The organism is Candidatus Sphingomonas phytovorans (assembly GCA_029202385.1).
Taxonomy (GTDB): Bacteria; Pseudomonadota; Alphaproteobacteria; order Sphingomonadales; family Sphingomonadaceae; genus Sphingomonas; species Sphingomonas phytovorans.
In genome coordinates this window covers 303,368-322,059 of the sequence record CP119314.1, presented here as the reverse complement: position 1 = coordinate 322,059, position 18,692 = coordinate 303,368, and the positions used below count along the sequence as shown (strand labels likewise).

Here is an 18,692-nt window from a genome sequence, read left to right as displayed (position 1 = left end):
TTCCTATTCATACGATAGGAATTAAAAGGGATCAGCGTTGATGCTCCCTAGCAGAACGTAAAACTACGGCCCGGCACCAGCGTGCCGGGCCGCCCCTTTGTCAGGGGCAGGGAGGCAGCAAGATGCTTCCATCCCCAATCACGCATCGATGAATTCCGGCTCGTCGCGCACCGCGCCTGACTGGCGATCGAACAAGCGACGATACTGGCCATCGACATTGGCAAGCAACGTCGCATGGTCCCCGTCCTCGACGATACGGCCCTGATCGAACACCAGGATACGATCGAGCGTGCGAACGGTCGACAGGCGGTGCGCAATCACGATGGCCGTGCGGCCCTGCATGAGCCGGTCCATCGCCTGCTGAATCAGCGCCTCGGATTCGGAATCAAGGCTCGATGTCGCTTCGTCGAGGATCAGAATCGGGGCGTCGGCGAGGAACGCGCGTGCGAGCGCCACCCGCTGGCGTTCGCCGCCCGACAGCTTCACCCCGCGCTCACCGACCAGTGTGGCATAACCGCGCGGGAGACGCGCAATGAAGTCATGCGCATTGGCCAGGCGGGCAGCCCGTTCGATCTCGGCCTGCGATGCGCCGGGCCGGGCATAGGCGATGTTGTCGGCAAGGCTCCGGTGGAACAGGATCGGTTCCTGCTGCACGATCGCGATCTGCGCACGCAGCGATTGCTGCGTGGCGTGGGACACGTCCTGCCCGTCGATCGTCACCCGGCCGCCACTGACGTCGTAGAGCCGCTGGATCAGCTTGATGAAGCTGGTCTTTCCCGAGCCAGAATGACCGACCAGGCCGACGCGTTCACCGCCGCAGATGGTCACCGACAGGTCGTCGTAGAGCGGCGTCGCGTGCTGGCCATAATGGAACGTGACCGCGTCGAAACGCACCTCTCCTGCCGTGATCGCGATCGGGCCGGCATCGGCACGATCCTCGATCCCGAGCGGCTGACCGTGGATCTCCACCAGCTCCTCCATCTCGTTCACGGAGCGCTGCAGGTGATGAACATGGTAGCCGATATCAGCGAGGTGCCCGTGCAAGACGAAATAGCTGGTCAGTACATAGGTGATGTCACCCGGCGTCGCATGGCCACCCCACCAGAGCCACAACGCGGCCCCGACAACGACGGTGCGCAGCACCCACAGCACGGTCAGCTGCATCGTGCCGGACCATGTACTGCGCAGCCAGGTCCGGCGAGTGCGCAGGCGCCATTTGTCGACAAGGCGGGCAAAGCGCGTTTCCTCGCGCTCTTCCGCGCCGAACGCCTTGACCACCATGTTGCAGCCGATCGCGTCGGACAACAGCCCGCCCATGCGCGTGTCCCAGGCGTTGGACAAGGTCGACGCCGGCGCGACCCAGCGAGTCGCGAGGAGGATGGTCAGCGCCACATAGGCGCAGGCACCGATACCCATGATGAGGCCCACCAGCGGCCAGTGCACCCCGAGCAGAAGCATCGTACCAGCCAGCATGACGAGCGAGCCGAGGAGGTGAAGGAACAGCACGTCGTTGAGCATGTCGATCGCCCACATGCCGCGCGTGATCTTCCGGACGACCGAGCCGGAGAAACTGTTCGCGTGCCAGTCAGTGGAGAAGCGCTGGACCCGGTGGAACGCCTGTTCGGCGACGTCGCTCATCATCCGCAGCGAAAAGGGCACGATCAGCATGATCGACACATGGCGCGCCACGACCGTGCCGAGACCCAGCGCGACCATCACGGCGAAGATCATCGGCACCCCGGACCTGTCACCCGCACCAAGCGCGTCGACGAGTCGGCCGGCAACCAGCGGCACGAGCACTTCAAGCCCGATGCCGGCACATACGAAGAAAGACAGGAGGGCGATCCGGGTTTTCTGGTGCGCCCAATGCCGCACGGCAAAAGCCAGAACGATGCGCACGGAATCAGGCCGTGCCTTGGATTGTTCGGTCATGTCTTGAACCGGCGCCTATGCGCCGTCTCCACTTCGAGTCTGTCGAGAAGGATCCAGGCGAAGCGCCGGGATCAGGGTGATCTCAGAACCTGATGGCCTGGTCAGCCAAAGTCCGGATGCCCACAGAGGCAGCGCTGAATGGTCGATGATGTCATCAGTGCTCCTCCTTCCGCTCGTGTGAAGACGGTGTTTCCCTATCAGCGAAGACGTGATCAGGCAACCGGTCGCGCACGACCGCGGTTCGTCAGGCCAGGCGCCCTCGGGAAAAATCTGTGATCGAGGAAGCGCGCTCCCCGCTATACCGGCAGGGCAAACCGCGCATCAATCCATGGCGATCCATCACCGGCGATGACGACCGATCGATCAAACATGCTCTCTGCCATGTGGCAGATACGTCCGTGACGCGACATGCCGGGCGTCGTCGGCAAGTCTCAGTCGTCGCCGACCCAGATCGGGGGCTTGTGCCGCCACCATTCCACAGCGGCTTCGAGTTGGTAGGCGAGCGCGAGCAGAACGGCCTCGCCACCGGGGCGCGTGGCGAACTGGATGCCGACTGGCAGGCCATTGTCGCTGAAACCCATAGGAAGGCTGATGGAAGGCGTGCCGGCGAAATTGTCGATCCAGCAATAGCCGGCATAGTCGACAAGATGATCGCGCTGGTCGAGCCACGCGATCTCGGGACCGAAGACCCCGACACGGACAACCTCGGTACTGAAGGTCGGCGTCATCCAGATATCGAATTCGCTGAACCGGTCGCGATAGGCCGCGACCATCGCCTCCATCCGGCGCAAAGCGGCGGCGAACCGTTCGTCATCGATCTGCCTTCCCGCAGCGATCAGCGTAGCCGAGCGATATTCCAGATCTTCCGGTACGATCGGAATTCCGATCAGATTCGACAGGGCTCCCACCTGGCGAACGAAATTGCCCTCGATAAAATCATTGAGCGCCCGGGTGGCATCGCGACCATTGAAAGGCAGTTCGCCGTCGCCGACGCGGTGACCCAGCTTTCCAAGGAGATCCACGGCACCCCCGAATACACGCTGGACACCCATGTCAGGCGCCTCCCCGGTACGCATGACCGCGCTGTAAGCGCGGATACGAAGCGCGCGATCGATCGGCGCGGTCACCAGCGGAAGGGGGGCAAAGGCAGCGCCATGATCGCGCGACTGGGTTGCTTCCAGCCAGGCGGCGGTGTCGCGGACCGTCCTGCTGACACAGCCATTCACCCCCAGATCCGTGATCGCCCGCATGGCTTCGTCGCCCGAATTGCGGCCACGAGATGGCTTGAGGCCAACCAATCCGCAGGGCGCCGCGCCATGACGGATCGAGCCCAGGCCATCGCTGGCGTGCGCAACGGGCACAACGCCCGCGGCTACCGCCGCGGATCCGCCACCCGACGAGCCACCCGGTGCGTGATCGAGGCTCCACGGATTGCGGGTGATGCCGACCAGGGGTGATTCAGTGACGACATTCAGCCCAAGCTCGGGCATTGACGAACGGGCGATGGAGATCAGGCCTGCCCTGGTGATCGCACGAGTATACGCCGCATCCTCCAATGCGATATGATGGCGAAGCGCCACCGTGCCATAGCTGGAGGGAAGTCCCTTCTCGGCGATCATATCCTTGATCATCGTCGGGATGCCCGCGAGCGGGCCCGAACGCGGTTCTTGCGCCTGGCCGCGTGCTCGCTCGAATGCCGGCCATGCGATGAAGTTGAGCCTGGAATTGGCCGCTTCCGCGCGTTCGATAGCGCAATCCACTAGAGCGGCCGGCGTGGTGCGGCCCGCGTCGAGCGCCTTGCGCATATCCGTCATGTCGGATGTCCAGCCGCCTGCCATGAGAGTCGTTGTCATGATTTTTTCCGAAAGCTGAGAATGGATGCCCCGAATGGCGAGCGGCCGCGCCGAACGTCATTGGCGCCGGAGGGGGATGCCAGCCCGCCCTGCCCTTGCAGGCCGGAATCAGAGATCGAGCGCGGCTGACCAATCCCTCCGCGCGGATCTCTTGCTCAGCTTTCCCCGGACAGGGAGGTTTGCCATGACGGCACGCCCTGCGACGGCACCAGGAAGCGCAGTGCCCGCGAGACCGCCGCGCCGAGCACGGAAGTGTGAGTCTCGCCAGCAAAAACGGTCAGTTCAGTCGACACGCCATGCGCGGCAAGGGCAGCCCGCATACGATAGGCATTGCTGATGATGGAAGCGGCAGCGAGTGCTTCGCCCGGCTCCTCCTCCCTGGCGCCTGCCGACAGGAATACCGCCGTTCCGGACGGAATCGCGCCGACCGGCAATGCGCGCACCGCATCGACCATTTGTTGCTCACCTGGCACGGGCGGAAAGTCCACCAGCGCGGGGCTGATCATCGCATAGCCCCCAAACGCATCGGGGCGATGCGTCAGGGCCAAGGCCGCGAAATGGCCACCAGCCGAAACCCCGAAGAGCGTGCGCCGCTTGCCCGCAGTCTCAGGCATGCGGCGCTCCACTTCGGGTATGACCGTTTCAAGCAGGGCTTTCAGGAAAGTCTCGCCACCGCCGAGCTCAAGCGTGCCGAAACCCGGCATCTCCAACGAACGCCGGGGCCCGCCGTAGAAATCAAGGCCGCGCCGCCGACCGACGAACGCATAGTCGCCGGTTTCCTCGGCATAGCCGATGCCGACAACTATCGCCGGCGCGACTTCACCAGCATAATGGCCCATTCGCGCAGCTTCGACGACTGTTCCGAAGCAATAATCGGCGTCCGTCACATAGATTACCGACGACGCACCGGGCGGCTTTCCGGTTGCATCGGATGACGGCCGCGCGATCGAGATGCGCAAGCTGGTGCCGAGACCCTCAGGGGTAATGACGAAAGTCTCGACTCCGGGGATGGCGGGCATCGCGGCAATGGTCATACTATCATCCTCCTTTACACGTCAGGCCCGCCTGACGAACACGGATCGCTTGTATCGGCACAAGCCACACCCTGGGCGGGCACATCGTGGCGCGCATCTTCCGTCAATATTTGAAAGTCACCGCCGCGCCGATCGTGCGCGGTTGCTGGATGGTGATCTGATTGACACCGAGCTGTGTATAGGCAGCCAGTTGCGCACGCTTGTCGGTGAGGTTCCTGACAAACAGGTCGATATCGACATGCTCGCTTTCCAGTCCGGCATGAACGTCGAACAGGGAATAGGCCGGCAACGCATAATTAGGGAACGCTATGCTCGATTGCGGCGAACTGTTGCGTGACCCCACGAAGCGGGCCGAACCGCGCGCCACCACCTGCCATCTTGAATCCACTGGGGCGCGGTATTCCGCCGACACCGAACCGCTCCATCGCGGATTATAAGGCAGCGTGTCGCCGACCTGGGCAACCCCTGCCCCTCCAGGAGTGAGGCGTGTGACCTTGCTGTCCGAAAAGGCCAGCGTTCCCGCCAGGCTCAATCCGTCAACCGGCCGCAAGGTCGCGCCCGCCTCGAGACCATAGACGCGGGCGTCACCGGCATTTGCAAAACCGCTCAGTCCGCCAGCGCTGGCGAAGGCCAGGAAATTCTTCCATTTCAAATAATAGCCGGTCAGATCGAACGAACCCCGCCCATCCCAGAACTTCGTCTTGAGTCCTACCTCGTAATTGTAGGTCTGGTCGGGATCATAGACAGGGTCGAATCCCGGGACCGGGAAGTTCGGTCCGCCGGGCCGGAAGCCAGTCGCGAACCGCGCAAAGAGCATTCCGTCTTGCGAGAAGTGATAGCGCGCCGTGGCAAGATAGGTCGCGACGGTCTTCGATCCCTTTTGCTGGCCCGTATCAGCGGGGGGCGGAGAGCCGAGACCGCTGACGACGAAAAGCAGGCGATAGGCGGCAAAATTGCTGCCGCTGATAAGGGTGCGGTTTACCTGATCGATACGACCGATGCGTACGCCACCGGTGACGTCGAACGCCGGTGAAAAGGCATAAGTCACATTACCGAAGGCCGAATATTCGGTGAGCGTGGTGGGGATCTTAACGAGCAGCGTCGGGTTGATCAGAGGCACGAATGCGCCGGTGATCGTCCGGGCATTTACTGCCTGCTGCTGCTCGCTTCGCTCATGCGTGTAATATCCACCGGCAAGCCAGTTGAGCGGACCACCCCCGGTCGAGGACAACCGCACTTCCTGCGTGAATTTCCTGAAGTCGTTCAGCGTGTCGTTGCTGAGCAACCCAGGGGCGGGAATCGTGACGCCCCCAAGCTGGGGAAGGATGTTGACGAAGATCGTGTTCAGCGTGCCCGTTTCTTGCGGGAAAGCATAGTTTACGTTGAGATGCTGATAGGATGTGACGGACGTCAGATTTGCGAAGCCGAGATCATAGTCCGCTTTCCCGATGATGAATCTCGTCTTGCGATTGGTACTCGGCACCAGATAGTCGTTATTGACGAGGTCGCCATCGCGGGGCGTACGATTTGCGGTGTATACCACCTGATCCTGCGCATATTGATTTTGCTTTTGATAGATGCCCGCGATGAAAACCCGGAGCCGGTCGACCGGCTTGAAGACAAGCGAACCCTGCACGCCGTAGCTGCGCCAATGGTTCTGATCCGTGGCGCGGCGAAGATCGTTATCGATGAATCCCGCGCGGCGATCGTAGAAACCGGACAGGCGCACCGCCAACTTGTCCTCGACAATCGGCACGCTGATGGCCGCACGCTCCGAATGGCTGGTGCCGCCATTTTCCGTGCCGCTCAGGCCGCCACGCAGAACCACGGTCGGCTTTTGCAAATCGGGTTCGCGCAATGTGTACGAGACGAGGCCGGCCAATGTGTTGGCGCCATAAACCGTGCCTTGCGGCCCCTTCAGCACTTCCACCCGCTCAAGATCGACAGGATCGAGATCTAGCGAACTGGCACCGCCGGTTTGAAAGCTCGAGCTCGGCCCGACCGGAGCGCCATCGACGGTAATACCGACCGACTGGCCGAAATCGGCGCCGGTATTGATGCCGCGGATCACGGGGGAGCCAGTACCGAAACCGGCATTGAACTGAAGGCCCGGAGTCTGCCCGGCAAAGTCGGCGATGCTCGTCAGGCCGTTCTTCAGCAGATCGTCGCCGCGAAACGCGTTGATCGCCCCTGCCACATTCAGAATGCTTTCAGCGCGCTTGTTGGCAGTGACGATAATGTCCCCAGAATCGGAAGGCGCAACATCGGGCGACCCCGATTGCGTCGCCTCAGGCTCACCAGGAATAGCGACCGGATTGCCTGACGCCTGGGCGAGCGCAGATGGCGCGATCACGAATGGAGACAACGCGATCAGCGACGCCGCAACCGCACAATTCTGACGCTTTCTCACCAGCACCCTCCCTGAGGTCTCGTCGGGTCAGTCCCGCTCTAATTTTCATATTTAATACAACCTACTTTTTATGGTCAAGCGCAAACCAGTTGACCTTATTGTAATTGATGATAGCCAGGTTGGGCGTTTGATGGAGGGCGCGGACGAGCTTGTTCCGACGCGCCACCTCAGGGGGTCATCGCGTGAAGACCTTCTCGAAATATGGCCTGTCAGGCGGTTGGGCGACCTTATCGGGGGGTGAAACCAGGTTGATGGCAAGTTCCGACAAGGCCACTCGGCGCAGCCATGCCGAGCGCAGCGCATCCACGCGGGCCAAGGTGCTCACCGCAGCTCGCGACACCTTGTGCGCGCAAGGCTATTCAGGCGCCACGATGAATGTCATCCGTGACGCTACCGGCATGAGCCTTGGGGCCATCCAGCATCAGTTCCCGTCCAAGGCGAAACTCATGGCTGCCGTCGTTGAGGAATTTTCCGCCTATCGAACAAAGGTTTATGCCGAGGCCATTCGGCGCGGCAAGACGCCGCGGGAATCGATGGAAAATCTTATCGATGCCAATCTCGCCCTCATCAGCCTGCCCGAGTCAGCCGCTGCGCTGGAGATACATCTGGCGCGTCGGAACGATCCCGAACTGGATAGCGAAGTCGAACTCAGCGCCCGCCGCTTCGACCAACGTGTGCTCCGGTGGAGCCGCCGCATACTTCGCGCCGCCGGCATCAATAATGACGGCGCCGTTCAGAGCATTCAGCTTCTCAGCAACGCCGTTACGCGCGGGCTTACGGTCGAGCATATCCGGAACCCCGACAAAGCCGCGATCGAGCGCGCCACGAAGGATTGGAGAGCGCAAATGCTCACAATGCTTTTCGGCCCCGACTAAGCCCAAAGCGGTTTTTGTTCAGGCACCCGCCCTAAAATAATGATTTCGCGTTTTTTTTGGCGGAAAGCACAACAGCGTGACAGATAAGGGCCAGGGGACAGCCACATCGTTGCTGGATGCGAAGCCGACGAAGCCGACACGGGAATCGGCGGCGCTATCGTAGCGGAACAAGCGCCACGGTGATGAGCTTTCGATCAGGCAGATCAGACGCCCTGGATCGGCCGATCGGGAGAAGCAGGGCAGCCTGTCTCGTCGCAACAACGGCCGAACCTTATGAAGGCTGCTTCGCGGCGACCATATCGAGGGCCACGCAAAGCAACCATGCTCCGGCCGTCCGATGCTATATTCTGACGGCGGCGCTCTTACTCGCCATCAAACGAAGCCGGCTGGGCCGGGCCGTCGAATTGCGAGCCAAGCTTGCCGAGCGTGATCTCCTCGATCACGGAGGTGGTGAGAGTTGGGCGATGCCACTCGCACTGCGCACCCTCCGCGGTTTCATCATCAGTCCAGACGGTGGCCATGAGATTTCCCTTTTTTGCTTGTGAAACAGCATGAAGGATCACGCAGCGCCGAAACGACAGCCGTCCCTCCACGGCGTCGCCTAGCCCATTTTGATCATGAGCCATCAAGCACCTTGCCCAAAATGGGTCACCCCCCATACTCGATACCCCGGGGCCTCTCGCCAGGGCAGAATCGATCAGCTAGGCGCCGCCGATGACACGGCTTTTCGGTTTCTTCCTCCGCACCGCGACCGATCCCGCCATCTGTTCCCGCCTCGAAGCGATCGGTCGCGCGCGACTTGGCGCGCCTGTCTATATGGACGGGACAGCGATGCTCTGGGGCCCGGCACCGCCCCGCTCCCGCGCCCGCTATCCACTGACGATCCTCGGCGACGGAACCGTCCATAACCGTCGTGAACTTGGCAGCGAACTCGGTCTCGCATGCAGTCTTCCGAGCGATGCCGAGTTGCTGCGCGAAGCATTCGCGCAGTGGGGCGAGCAAGCATATAAACGGATCCACGGCGACTGGCGCATCGTCGGCTGGAATCCGGCGACCCGCACTTTGTCGCTGGCGCGCGATCCGTTCGGCAACACCGCCCTTTATCATCATGCATCGCCAGGCATTTTCGCCTTCGCGTCGTCACGGGAAGACCTGCTTGCGCTCGATCTCGCCCCGGTGGCGATGGACGAGCTCTATGTCGCCCAGACGCTCGTGTCCTGGTTCGCCTATCATGGCGAGCGTACCGCGCATGCCTCGATCTCGCGGCTGCCGCCGGCGCATTCCCTGCGCGTGACGCCGGACCGGTTCGACAAGCACTGTTATTGGCGACTGGAGGACGTGGCAGATACGCGGCTTCCGCGGCGCGAGGACTATGTCGTTCGATTTCGCGAACTGTTCGACCAGGCAGTGCGCGATCGCCTGCCGTCAGAGGGCGGCGTTGCGGCAACGCTGAGTGGCGGGCTCGATTCAGGCTCGGTCGCCGTCACCGCCGCTCCGATGCTGGCCGAAGACGGAAGGCGGCTCTCCGCCTATGTCTCGACACCGGTCCATGATCCACGCGCTTATGTCGGCCGCGGCATCGGCGACGAGTATCCGCTGGCATCGGCCACCGCGCGGGCCGGCGGAACGATCGACCTTACCCGGATCGACGCGGCGAACGTCTCGCCGATTGGCGCGATCCGCGAGATGCTGGCGATCACGCGCGAGCCTGAGCACGCCGCGCCCGGCTTTTTCTGGCTGCTGGACCTGTTCCGGACCGCAGCGCGCGACGGCAACCGCCTATTGCTGCTCGGCCAGATGGGCAATGGAGGCATCTCGTGGGACGGCGATCCGACGTCGCTGCCGCTTTGGCGCCAGATCGAGCGTGACGGGCTGGCGGAAATGGCGAAGCTCAGGCTGCGTCGCATGCTGCCCTGGCCGATGGAACGTCTCTATCGCGGCCTGCGCGCACGTCCCGACTATCCGAGCTCCGCGATACGGACCGATTTCGCGCATCGGATCCGGCTCGGCGAGCGCTGGCGCGACGATCGCGCCGAAGGGCCTTATCGGCGCTGCCGCGAGCAGCGGCTCCGGTTCATTCGCCCGGGCGCGCTAAAGGTGGGCGCTCTCTATGCCGAGGTCGGCGCCGCGACGGGAATCTCGATCACCGACCCTACAGCCGACCCGCGGCTGCTCGAATTCTGTCTGTCGATCCCCGACTCTCTCTACGTCGATCCTCAGACCGGCGTCGAACGGTGGCTGGTGCGCGAAGCGATGAAGGGAAGGCTTCCGGACGAGGTCCGTCTCAACCGATCAATCGGCCGCCAGTCCGGCGACCTCGTCCCGCGGCTGCGACAATTCTTCGGCGACGTGGAAGAGGCGTTGGCCGAGGTGGCACGCGGCCCGGGGGCCGAATATGTCGATGTGGCGCGGATGCGCCGTGTCTGGCAGCAGATTCAGGTCGAGGATAGCGGCCAGGCACTGAACCTCGCGGGCACCGTCCTGACGCGCGGCCTGATGGCGGGCCTGTTCGTCAACGGTTTCGGCACGCGTTACTGAAACGGGCGCGGGGAAGCGGAAGCATGTCTCATCTTCACCTTGCCCATGGGCTGGTTCTCTCCCTGCCCTTCGCGTGCGACGAACTCGCTGCCGCCAGCCCCGGAGCGATCCCCGACGTCATGATATGCGAGGGCCATGTGCCGCCCGCGCTCGATGATGCCCGCCTGCGCGACGCGACTCACGAAGCTTCACCGAATGCCTATCTGATGCGTGCCGGGCCTGGTGCCGGGCAATTCCTCGCAGAACGTGGCAACCGCATCCTGTTCCAGCGCGGACCGCAATGCGACGAGGCGTTGTTCCGGCACGTGCTGCTCAACCCAATGCTGGCCGCTTTGCTGCGCCAGCGCGATCTGCTGGTGCTGCACGCATCAGGCGTGGTCTCTCCGGATGGAGTGGTGCTGATCTGCGGTGATTCCGGGGCGGGGAAATCGACCACCGCCGCTGCGATGACACGTCTCGGCTGGCCGCTGCACACCGACGACGTCAGCGCCTTGAGCCTTGATCGCACGGAAATCATCGAGGTTCCCGCCGGCGCACGACACGTCCACCTGTTCGAAGAGGCCTCGGATGCCCTGGCGCTCGACAGCCGGGGACTGGCGCGCAACGCGTGGCACCGGATGAAGATGGCAGTGCCGGCGTTTGTCGAGCCGGTCCGGCCGCCGCGGCGGCTCCGTCGGATCGTTCATCTCGAGCGCGGGCTGGTGGCGGCCGTGCGGATCGAGCGGGTGACGGGCCGCGCGAAGCTGCCTCTGCTGATGCACAGCGTCTACGGCCCCTATCTGGTCGAGGCGATCGCGGCTCGCGCCATGCTCGTGTCGCGGGCGCTGCAGAGCGTCGAGATGCTGCGCATCACCCGCCCCGATACGGACTGGACGATGGACAGGGTCCTGGCGGCGATCATGGCTGATTGATAGCCCGCCGCATCGAGCGATCGGGCCGAACCTCTCCGCCTTGATAGGACACGGAAGCAACGTTACGGCCCTCTGAGTCCACAGGCTGGCACAGAGCATAAAAGGGGTCGAGAAGGTGGAACAGCAATACCGGCCGATTGGCCTGGACACGGTCGTCGTCCGCGATTCGTCCCTGCCGGCAACCGGCGTTGACGATGACCTCGTCATCCTCAACATCGCGACGGGCCGCTACATCGGACTCGACCACATCGGCCGCGAGATCTGGGAAAGGATCGCGACCCCGACGACCGTCAGCGGTCTCTGCGACACCCTCGCGCGACGGTATCGCGCCGGTGCCGATCAGATCGCGGAGGATGTCACCGCCTTCCTGCACGAGCTGGCCGACCAATCCCTGATACGTATCGCCGCCTGAATCCATCTTCGTGTCGGAGAAGGATATGGCCATGCCGGGGGCAGCGCTTCGCTGTCTGCGCTGGGATTCGGAAGGCGATCGGCGGCTTGCAGGGCTGACCGACGCAGATTGGCCCGACCTGTTCGCACTGGTCGAGCGAGGCGCCGGTCTCTCGTTGCTCGCTCGCCGGTTACGTCGCGCCCGCCTCCAGCCGCCGGCACCATTTGCCGCGCGGTTGCGTGCCCATGGCATGGCGGTGGCGGCAAGGACGTTGCAGGCGCGCAGCCTGGTGGCGGAAGCCATTGCCGCGACCGGGCGCCCGATGCTGCTGCTGAAGGGCATCGACCTTGCCGATCGCCTGTATGGCAATCTCGGGCATCGTCAGATGGGCGACGTGGACTTCCTGGTGAAGGACGAGGACGCGATGGCCTATCATGCCAGTCTCGTCACGCTCGGCTTCAACGCGGCGGCCGTACCGGATGCCGCCATGCGGTCAGCCGATTGGCAACACCACCTTATCTATACGACGCCGAACCCGAGCCAGCTTCCGCTCGAGCTCCATTGGCGACTGGCGGGCGACAGGCATGGCGCCCTGATCGACATAGCCGGAATCTGGTCGCGCAGCCTGGCTCATGATGCGCTCCCCCCGGGCGCCCGGATGATGGCGCCGGAGGATTTATTTCTATATCTCTGCCTGCACCTGCAGCACCATCTCTTCGAAGCGCCCCTGACAAGCCTGTGGGATATCGCCGAGCTGCTCGACCATCCCGCGTTGCCGCTAGACTGGAGGATCATCGACACGCGCGCCGAAGCATGGGCGCTGACCGATACGGTTCGACTCACGCTTCATCTGGTCACGCAAACACTCGGCGTGCCCACGCAGCATCTCCTCGACGGTGCCGCCGATCCAGCCACGACCGCGCTACTGCCCGAAGGACTGGCATCGCTGGGCCTCTATTCCGGATCCGCTACCATTGTCGGCGCCCGGCTAGGCCAGGCGCTGGCAGGCGAATCCGGATGGCGCGTGCGCTGCGGAACATTGCTGAGAGGACTTGTGCCGCCGAGACTCGAAGTGCGAACTCGATATGGCCGGCCCGATCAGGGGTTCTGGGGCGACCTGCGATCCTATGTAGTTCGCTTTCGTGCGATATCGCGCGGCAAGAGCGCCGTGCTTCTTTCCTGGATGATCAACAAGGATGGTATCCGCCGCTCAATGACGCGGACCAATCGCCTGCGCGTCCATCTCGACCGCCAACGGCGATTCCCGCGCGAGCCGAAGTAACGATCTTCCTGAAGATGAGTCCGCCTGACAGCGTCCGTTCGCGGGAATAATGCAATCTCTCTGGGAGATTGGTGGAGCCGAGGGGGATCGAACCCCTGACCTCTGCAATGCCATTGCAGCGCTCTCCCAGCTGAGCTACGGCCCCATCGCCGCGGGCCTGGAACCCCGCGAAGGCGTCGCCCCTACCTAGGCGACGCGACCTTGGCAAGCGGTGTGATCACCATGCCGGTCGATTTTTCAAACAAAATTCAATGGGACGCCCCGGCCGAAGCCGAAGCGCCCCGTTTCATGCGATCAATGCTCGTCTTCGTCCGTCGGCGCTTCAACGCCGAGATCGTCGTCGCCGCCGAGATCGACCTCGTCGTCGGGCGAGGGCTCCTCGTCTTCACCGGTGTCGATATCCTCATCGTCGTCGCCGACCAGGTCAGCATCCTTCTTGACGAGTTCGGGCTTCGGCGCGTCAAACGGCAGAGGCTGCTTGGATTTCAGGATCGGCTCGGGCACCCAGGTCGACCCGCATTCGATGCAGGTGACCGGATCGTCCTTGCCGAGATCGTAGAAGCGCGTTGCGCATTTCGGACACGACCGTTTCGTGCCCCATTCCGGCTTGATCATGCCGATTCGACCTTTCGAAGAAATGGGAGTTTTGCGAGATGGCCCGCAAAGTGGGGCGCGCCTTGCCATAGCGCAAGCGCACTGTCAAAAGCCCGCGCCAATGCCGCACCCCCTGCCCCGCCCGCTCGAAATCCTCCCCTCCGGCCCGCTGCACGGCACCGTTGCCGTGCCTGGCGACAAATCGATCAGCCACAGATCGCTGATGCTGTCGGCGCTCGCGGTCGGCGAAAGCCGGATCGAAGGCCTGCTTGAGGGCGAGGACGTTCTTGCCACGGCCGCCGCAATGCGGGCGATGGGCGCCGATATCCAGCGCGGTGGCGACGGCATCTGGACTGTAAACGGCGTCGGCGTCGGCGGACTGCTCCAGCCGGAAACCGCGTTCGACATGGGCAATTCGGGCACCTCGACCCGGCTGCTGATGGGGCTGGTCGCGAGCCACCCGATTACCACCACCTTCACCGGGGACGCCTCGCTATCGAAGCGGCCGATGGGCCGCGTGATCGAACCGCTGTCACGCATGGGCGCCGACTTCACGTCGAGTCCGGGCGGGCGCCTGCCGCTGATGGTGCGCGGGCTGAACCCGGCGGTGCCGATCGACTATACGCTGCCGGTCGCATCCGCGCAGGTGAAGTCGGCGATCCTGCTCGCCGGCCTCAACACGCCCGGCATCACCCGCGTGATCGAGCCGATCGCGACTCGGGACCACAGCGAACGGATGCTGCGCGGCTTCGGCGCAGAGCTGAGCGTCGAGGAAACGAATCAGGGGCGGATCATCTCCCTCGTCGGAGAAGCCGAGTTGAAGCCGCAATCGATCGTCGTGCCGGGCGATCCCTCGTCCGCGGCCTTCCTCGTGGTCGCCGCGTCGATCGTTCCGGGATCCGACGTGCTGGTAATGAACGTCGGACTCAACCCTACGCGCGCCGGCCTGTTCGAGGCGCTGCGCATGATGGGCGCCGATATCGTCGAGGAGAATCCGCGCATCGTCGGCGGGGAACCGGTCGCCGACCTGCGCGTCCGTCACGCGCAACTCCGGGCGATCGAGGTGCCAGCCCATCTCGCCCCGAGCATGATCGACGAATATCCGGTGCTGTTCGTCGCTGCCGCCTTTGCGGAGGGACGGACGATCGCCCGTGGCGCGCATGAACTGCGGGTCAAGGAATCGGACCGCATCACCGCGATGGCCGACGCGCTGGGCGCATGCGGCGTGGCGGTCGAGGAATATGAGGACGGTGCCGCGATCCAGGGCAATGGCGGCGGGCCGATCGCGGGCGGCGCAACGATCGCCTCGCAGCTCGACCATCGCATCGCGATGAGCATGGCGGTGGCTGGCCTCGCCGCTAAATCGTCGCTTACCATCGATGATGTATCGCCCATCGCAACTTCCTACCCTATGTTCCTCGAAACGCTGGACGCGTTGAAGGGTTCGCAAGCAGTGGCAGCATCATGATCATCGCCGTCGACGGACCGGCCGCATCGGGCAAGGGGACGATCGCGCGGGCGCTCGCCAGGCGCTACGGCCTGCCGCATCTCGACACCGGGCTGCTCTATCGCGCGGTTGCCGCCAATGTGCAGCGACTTGAACTCGACCCCGCGATAGAGGCCGACGCGGTAGCTGCCTGCGACTTCGACGAGCACCTGCTCGACGATCCCGAACTGCGCAGCGACGAGATAGGCAAATGCGCCTCGATCGTTTCGGCCCATCCGCTGGTGCGAGCGGCCCTGTTCCATCGCCAGCGCCGTTTCGCGCACCAGCCGGGTGGCGCGGTGCTCGACGGCCGCGACATCGGCACCGTCATCGCCCCCGAGGCCGACGCCAAGCTGTTCATCCGGGCAACCCCGATGATCCGGGCCAAGCGCCGCCACGCCGAACTGCGCGAGCGCGGATCGCAGGTCAGCCTCGACCGGGTCCTGGCGGATATCCGCGCCCGCGACCTGCGCGACAGCACGCGGGGCGTCGCACCCCTGGCACCGGCCAGCGATGCCGCCTTGCTGGACACCAGCTTTCTCTCTATAGACGCCGCCATCCAGCGGGCGATCGCGCTCGTGGAGGCTCGGACAGCGGCGCAGGTGGAAACACCCTAGCCGGGCGAGGCGCGAAGCGGAAACGGCACCCATCCCGGACGGATGGCACTTGCCGATCCTGCTTACGCGCCCTTTTCGCTTTGTCGGTGATCTTCGCGAGGGCGGTGGGCGCTGGGCGTCGCGACCGGCAATCGGCCGCCGCGGCATATAGGCCAAGACCGCCGGAAACAACCGGCTGGCCGGAAACATAATGTTTAGGAATCAATAATTTATGGCCACTTCGGCATCTCCAACGCGCGATGATTTCGCGGCACTTCTCGAAGCCACGCTCGGCGACGCAGACGGCTTTGAAGGCCGGGTCGTCAAGGGCACCGTCACCGCGATCGAAAATGATCTCGCGGTCATCGACGTGGGCCTCAAGTCGGAAGGCCGCGTGCCGCTCCGTGAATTCGCCATGCCCGGCCAGAAGGCCGATCTGAAGGTCGGCGACGAAGTCGAAGTCTATGTCGACCGAGTCGAGAACGTCCACGGCGAAGCGATGCTGTCGCGCGATCGCGCCCGCCGCGAAGCCGCCTGGGACAAGCTCGAGACCGAATTCGCCAAGACCGCACGAGTCGAGGGCGTCATCTTCGGCCGCGTGAAGGGCGGCTTCACCGTCGACCTGAACGGCGCCGTGGCGTTCCTGCCCGGCTCGCAGGTCGATATCCGCCCGGTCCGCGACGTGACCCCGCTGATGGACATCCCGCAGCCGTTCCAGATCCTGAAGATGGATCGCAAGCGCGGCAACATCGTCGTCTCGCGCCGCGCGATCCTGGAAGAGACCCGCGCCGAGCAGCGTTCGGGCCTGATCCTGTCGCTGGCCGAGGGCCAGGTAATCGACGGCGTCGTGAAGAACATCACCGATTACGGTGCGTTCGTCGACCTCGGCGGCATCGACGGCCTGCTGCACGTCACCGACCTGAGCTACAAGCGCGTCGGCCATCCGAGCGAGGTGCTGAACATCGGCGACACCGTCCGAGTCCAGATCATCCGCATCAACAAGGATACGCAGCGCATCTCGCTCGGCATGAAGCAGCTCGAGAGCGATCCGTGGGAAGGCGCAGCGGCCAAGTATCCGATCGGCGCCAAGCTGTCGGGCCGCGTGACCAACATCACCGAATATGGTGCGTTCGTCGAGCTGGAGCCGGGCATCGAGGGTCTCGTCCACGTCTCCGAAATGAGCTGGACCAAGAAGAACGTCCATCCGGGCAAGATCGTCTCGACCTCGCAGGAAGTCGATGTCGTCGTGCTCGAGGTCGATCCCGACAAGCGCCGCATCAGCCTTGGCCTCAAGCAGGCCCAGTCGAACCCGTGGGAGGCCTTCGCCGAAGCGCATCCGATCGGCTCGACCGTCGAGGGTGAAGTCAAGAACGCGACCGAGTTCGGCCTGTTCATCGGCCTCGACAACGACGTCGACGGCATGGTCCACATGTCCGACATCGCCTGGGGCGTTTCGGGCGAGGACGCGCTCAACCTGCACCGCAAGGGCGAGATGGTCCAGGCCATCGTGCTCGACATCGATGCCGAGAAGGAGCGTATCTCGCTTGGCATGAAGCAGCTTGAGCGTGGCGCCCCGGCAGCCGGCGGCGCGGTCGCGTCGAGCGGCGGCGGTTCGAGCCTCAACAAGAACGCGATCGTCACGGTCACCGTTCTCGAAGTCCGCGACGCGGGCCTCGAGGTCCAGGTCGGCGACGATGGCGCGACCGGCTTCATCAAGCGCACCGATCTCGGCCGCGACCGCGACGAGCAGCGTCCGGAGCGTTTCCAGGTCGCCCAGAAGTTCGACGCGATGGTGACCGGTTTCGACCGTTCCAAGAAGCCGACCTTCTCGATCAAGGCGATGCAGATCTCCGAAGAGAAGCAGGCAGTTGCGCAGTATGGCTCGTCCGACTCGGGCGCGTCGCTGGGCGACATCCTCGGTGAGGCGCTCAAGGCGCGCAGCAGCGAGACCAAGAAGTAAGAACCATTCCGGGCAGGCGGCATCGTCCCGCCTGCCCGGAAATGGCGCTTTTTTGCAAATTTGAGTCGATTCGATCCTATTCGGCGGTTTACGCTTGATATAGGCAAGGACCGGGCGGTCATTTGTTCCGAACCGGACAGAAGCCGGGAATGATCGTCAGTGGGGGAGATCGGGCACCGATGGTCGCCCGGTGGTTTCGGTTTTAAGGAGTCGCTGACGCCATGATCCGTTCCGAACTTGTCGAGATGCTCGCTGCCGACAATCCCGACCTGGCCATGCGCGACGTCGAGGCGATCGTGACGACCTTCTTCGACGAAATTTCGAAGCGCCTCGCAACGGGCGGCCGCGTCGAACTCCGCGGCTTCGGCGCCTTTTCCACCCGGGCTCGCGACGCCCGTATCGGCCGCAACCCGCGCACCGGCGAAGTGGTCGAGGTCGACGCCAAGCGCGTCCCTTATTTCAAGCCAGGCAAGGAAATGCGCGTTCGATTGAACGTGTGACGACCGCCGCGGGTTGACACCCGCCCTTCCCTGCGCTTCGTCGCAGGCCATGCGGGCGTGGCGAAATTGGTAGACGCACCGGACTTAAAGACTTGAGTGCTCGCGGGGAAACCCGCGATGTAGAACTGCTCAAATTCGGGGAACCCTGTAAGATGGCAATCCCGAGCCAAGCCCGAAGGGACAGGTGCCCGACGGGAAGGTGTAGAGACTAGACGGGCAGCACCTACCCCCCGCCATGCGGGGCACGGTGAAGGGATAGTCCAGACCACAAACGCCCGAGCGGGCGGCGGCGAAAGCCGTAGCTGGTAAGAAAATCCGTAGGGCCGCAAG

The 18,692-nt window shown here is 63.7% G+C and carries 15 protein-coding genes and 1 tRNA gene; 9 read left to right on the top strand and 7 right to left on the bottom strand.

The genetic code is table 11. The annotated features are described in order from the left end of the window. Positions 1–138: 138 nt before the first annotated feature. The 4 genes from P0Y59_01495 to P0Y59_01480 all read right to left on the bottom strand — a co-directional run bounded on the left by P0Y59_01495 (position 139) and on the right by P0Y59_01480 (position 7,229). Positions 139–1,932: an ABC transporter ATP-binding protein gene (locus P0Y59_01495; protein ID WEK00399.1), complete on the bottom strand. Its 1,794-nt coding sequence runs from the start codon at positions 1,930–1,932 to the stop codon at positions 139–141. 431 nt (positions 1,933–2,363) lie between these two features. Then, positions 2,364–3,785 (bottom strand): amidase family protein, encoded by a 1,422-nt coding sequence (locus tag P0Y59_01490; protein WEK00398.1) that lies wholly within the window; start codon positions 3,783–3,785, stop codon positions 2,364–2,366. A 155-nt stretch (positions 3,786–3,940) separates the two neighbouring features. Continuing rightward, positions 3,941–4,819 carry an alpha/beta hydrolase-fold protein gene (locus tag P0Y59_01485; GenBank protein ID WEK00397.1) on the bottom strand — a complete coding sequence of 293 codons (879 nt, stop codon included), beginning with the start codon at positions 4,817–4,819 and terminating at the stop codon, positions 3,941–3,943. A gap of 103 nt (positions 4,820–4,922) precedes the next feature. Then, complete coding sequence (locus P0Y59_01480) at positions 4,923–7,229, bottom strand: TonB-dependent receptor (GenBank protein ID WEK00396.1); 2,307 nt, start codon at positions 7,227–7,229, stop codon at positions 4,923–4,925. Positions 7,230–7,411: 182 nt separating this feature from the next. On the opposite strand from P0Y59_01480, the gene P0Y59_01475 reads away from it, so the two are divergent. Further along, the gene (locus P0Y59_01475; GenBank protein ID WEK00395.1) at positions 7,412–8,104 is read left to right on the top strand and encodes a TetR/AcrR family transcriptional regulator; all 693 of its coding nucleotides are present in this window, start codon (positions 7,412–7,414) and stop codon (positions 8,102–8,104) included. Between the two features lie 362 nt (positions 8,105–8,466). On the opposite strand, the gene P0Y59_01470 is transcribed toward P0Y59_01475, so the two are convergent. Beyond that, positions 8,467–8,730 (bottom strand): hypothetical protein, encoded by a 264-nt coding sequence (locus P0Y59_01470; protein WEK00394.1) that lies wholly within the window; start codon positions 8,728–8,730, stop codon positions 8,467–8,469. An 88-nt stretch (positions 8,731–8,818) separates the two neighbouring features. Here P0Y59_01470 and P0Y59_01465 point away from each other — a divergent pair, with 88 nt between their 5' ends. The 4 genes from P0Y59_01465 to P0Y59_01450 all read left to right on the top strand — a co-directional run bounded on the left by P0Y59_01465 (position 8,819) and on the right by P0Y59_01450 (position 13,226). Beyond that, positions 8,819–10,642, top strand: coding sequence for an asparagine synthase-related protein (locus P0Y59_01465; GenBank protein WEK00393.1), 1,824 nt, complete (start codon positions 8,819–8,821; stop codon positions 10,640–10,642). Positions 10,643–10,665: 23 nt separating this feature from the next. After that, positions 10,666–11,553: a hypothetical protein gene (locus tag P0Y59_01460; GenBank protein ID WEK00392.1), complete on the top strand. Its 888-nt coding sequence runs from the start codon at positions 10,666–10,668 to the stop codon at positions 11,551–11,553. Positions 11,554–11,668: 115 nt separating this feature from the next. Further along, complete coding sequence (locus tag P0Y59_01455; GenBank protein WEK00391.1) at positions 11,669–11,965, top strand: PqqD family protein; 297 nt, start codon at positions 11,669–11,671, stop codon at positions 11,963–11,965. Positions 11,966–11,990: 25 nt separating this feature from the next. Further along, entirely contained in the window at positions 11,991–13,226 is a 1,236-nt protein-coding gene (locus P0Y59_01450) for a nucleotidyltransferase family protein (GenBank protein WEK00390.1), read from the top strand. 69 nt (positions 13,227–13,295) lie between these two features. Here the strand turns inward: P0Y59_01450 and P0Y59_01445 are convergent. Continuing rightward, positions 13,296–13,371 (bottom strand) — tRNA-Ala (locus P0Y59_01445). 149 nt (positions 13,372–13,520) lie between these two features. Continuing rightward, positions 13,521–13,841, bottom strand: a complete 321-nt coding sequence (locus tag P0Y59_01440; protein ID WEK00389.1) for an FYDLN acid domain-containing protein — start codon at positions 13,839–13,841, stop codon at positions 13,521–13,523. Positions 13,842–13,941: 100 nt separating this feature from the next. On the opposite strand from P0Y59_01440, the gene aroA reads away from it, so the two are divergent. The 4 genes from aroA (at position 13,942) to P0Y59_01420 (ending at position 18,362) form a co-directional block, all read left to right on the top strand. Continuing rightward, positions 13,942–15,288 (top strand): 3-phosphoshikimate 1-carboxyvinyltransferase, encoded by a 1,347-nt coding sequence (gene aroA / locus P0Y59_01435; GenBank protein WEK00388.1) that lies wholly within the window; start codon positions 13,942–13,944, stop codon positions 15,286–15,288. Further along, the gene (gene cmk / locus P0Y59_01430; protein WEK00387.1) at positions 15,285–15,923 is read left to right on the top strand and encodes a (d)CMP kinase; all 639 of its coding nucleotides are present in this window, start codon (positions 15,285–15,287) and stop codon (positions 15,921–15,923) included. The genes aroA and cmk overlap by 4 nt, the downstream gene beginning before the upstream one ends. A gap of 211 nt (positions 15,924–16,134) precedes the next feature. Then, positions 16,135–17,862, top strand: a complete 1,728-nt coding sequence (gene rpsA, locus P0Y59_01425; GenBank protein ID WEK00386.1) for a 30S ribosomal protein S1 — start codon at positions 16,135–16,137, stop codon at positions 17,860–17,862. A gap of 221 nt (positions 17,863–18,083) precedes the next feature. Next, complete coding sequence (locus P0Y59_01420; protein ID WEK00385.1) at positions 18,084–18,362, top strand: integration host factor subunit beta; 279 nt, start codon at positions 18,084–18,086, stop codon at positions 18,360–18,362. Positions 18,363–18,692 lie beyond the last annotated feature (330 nt).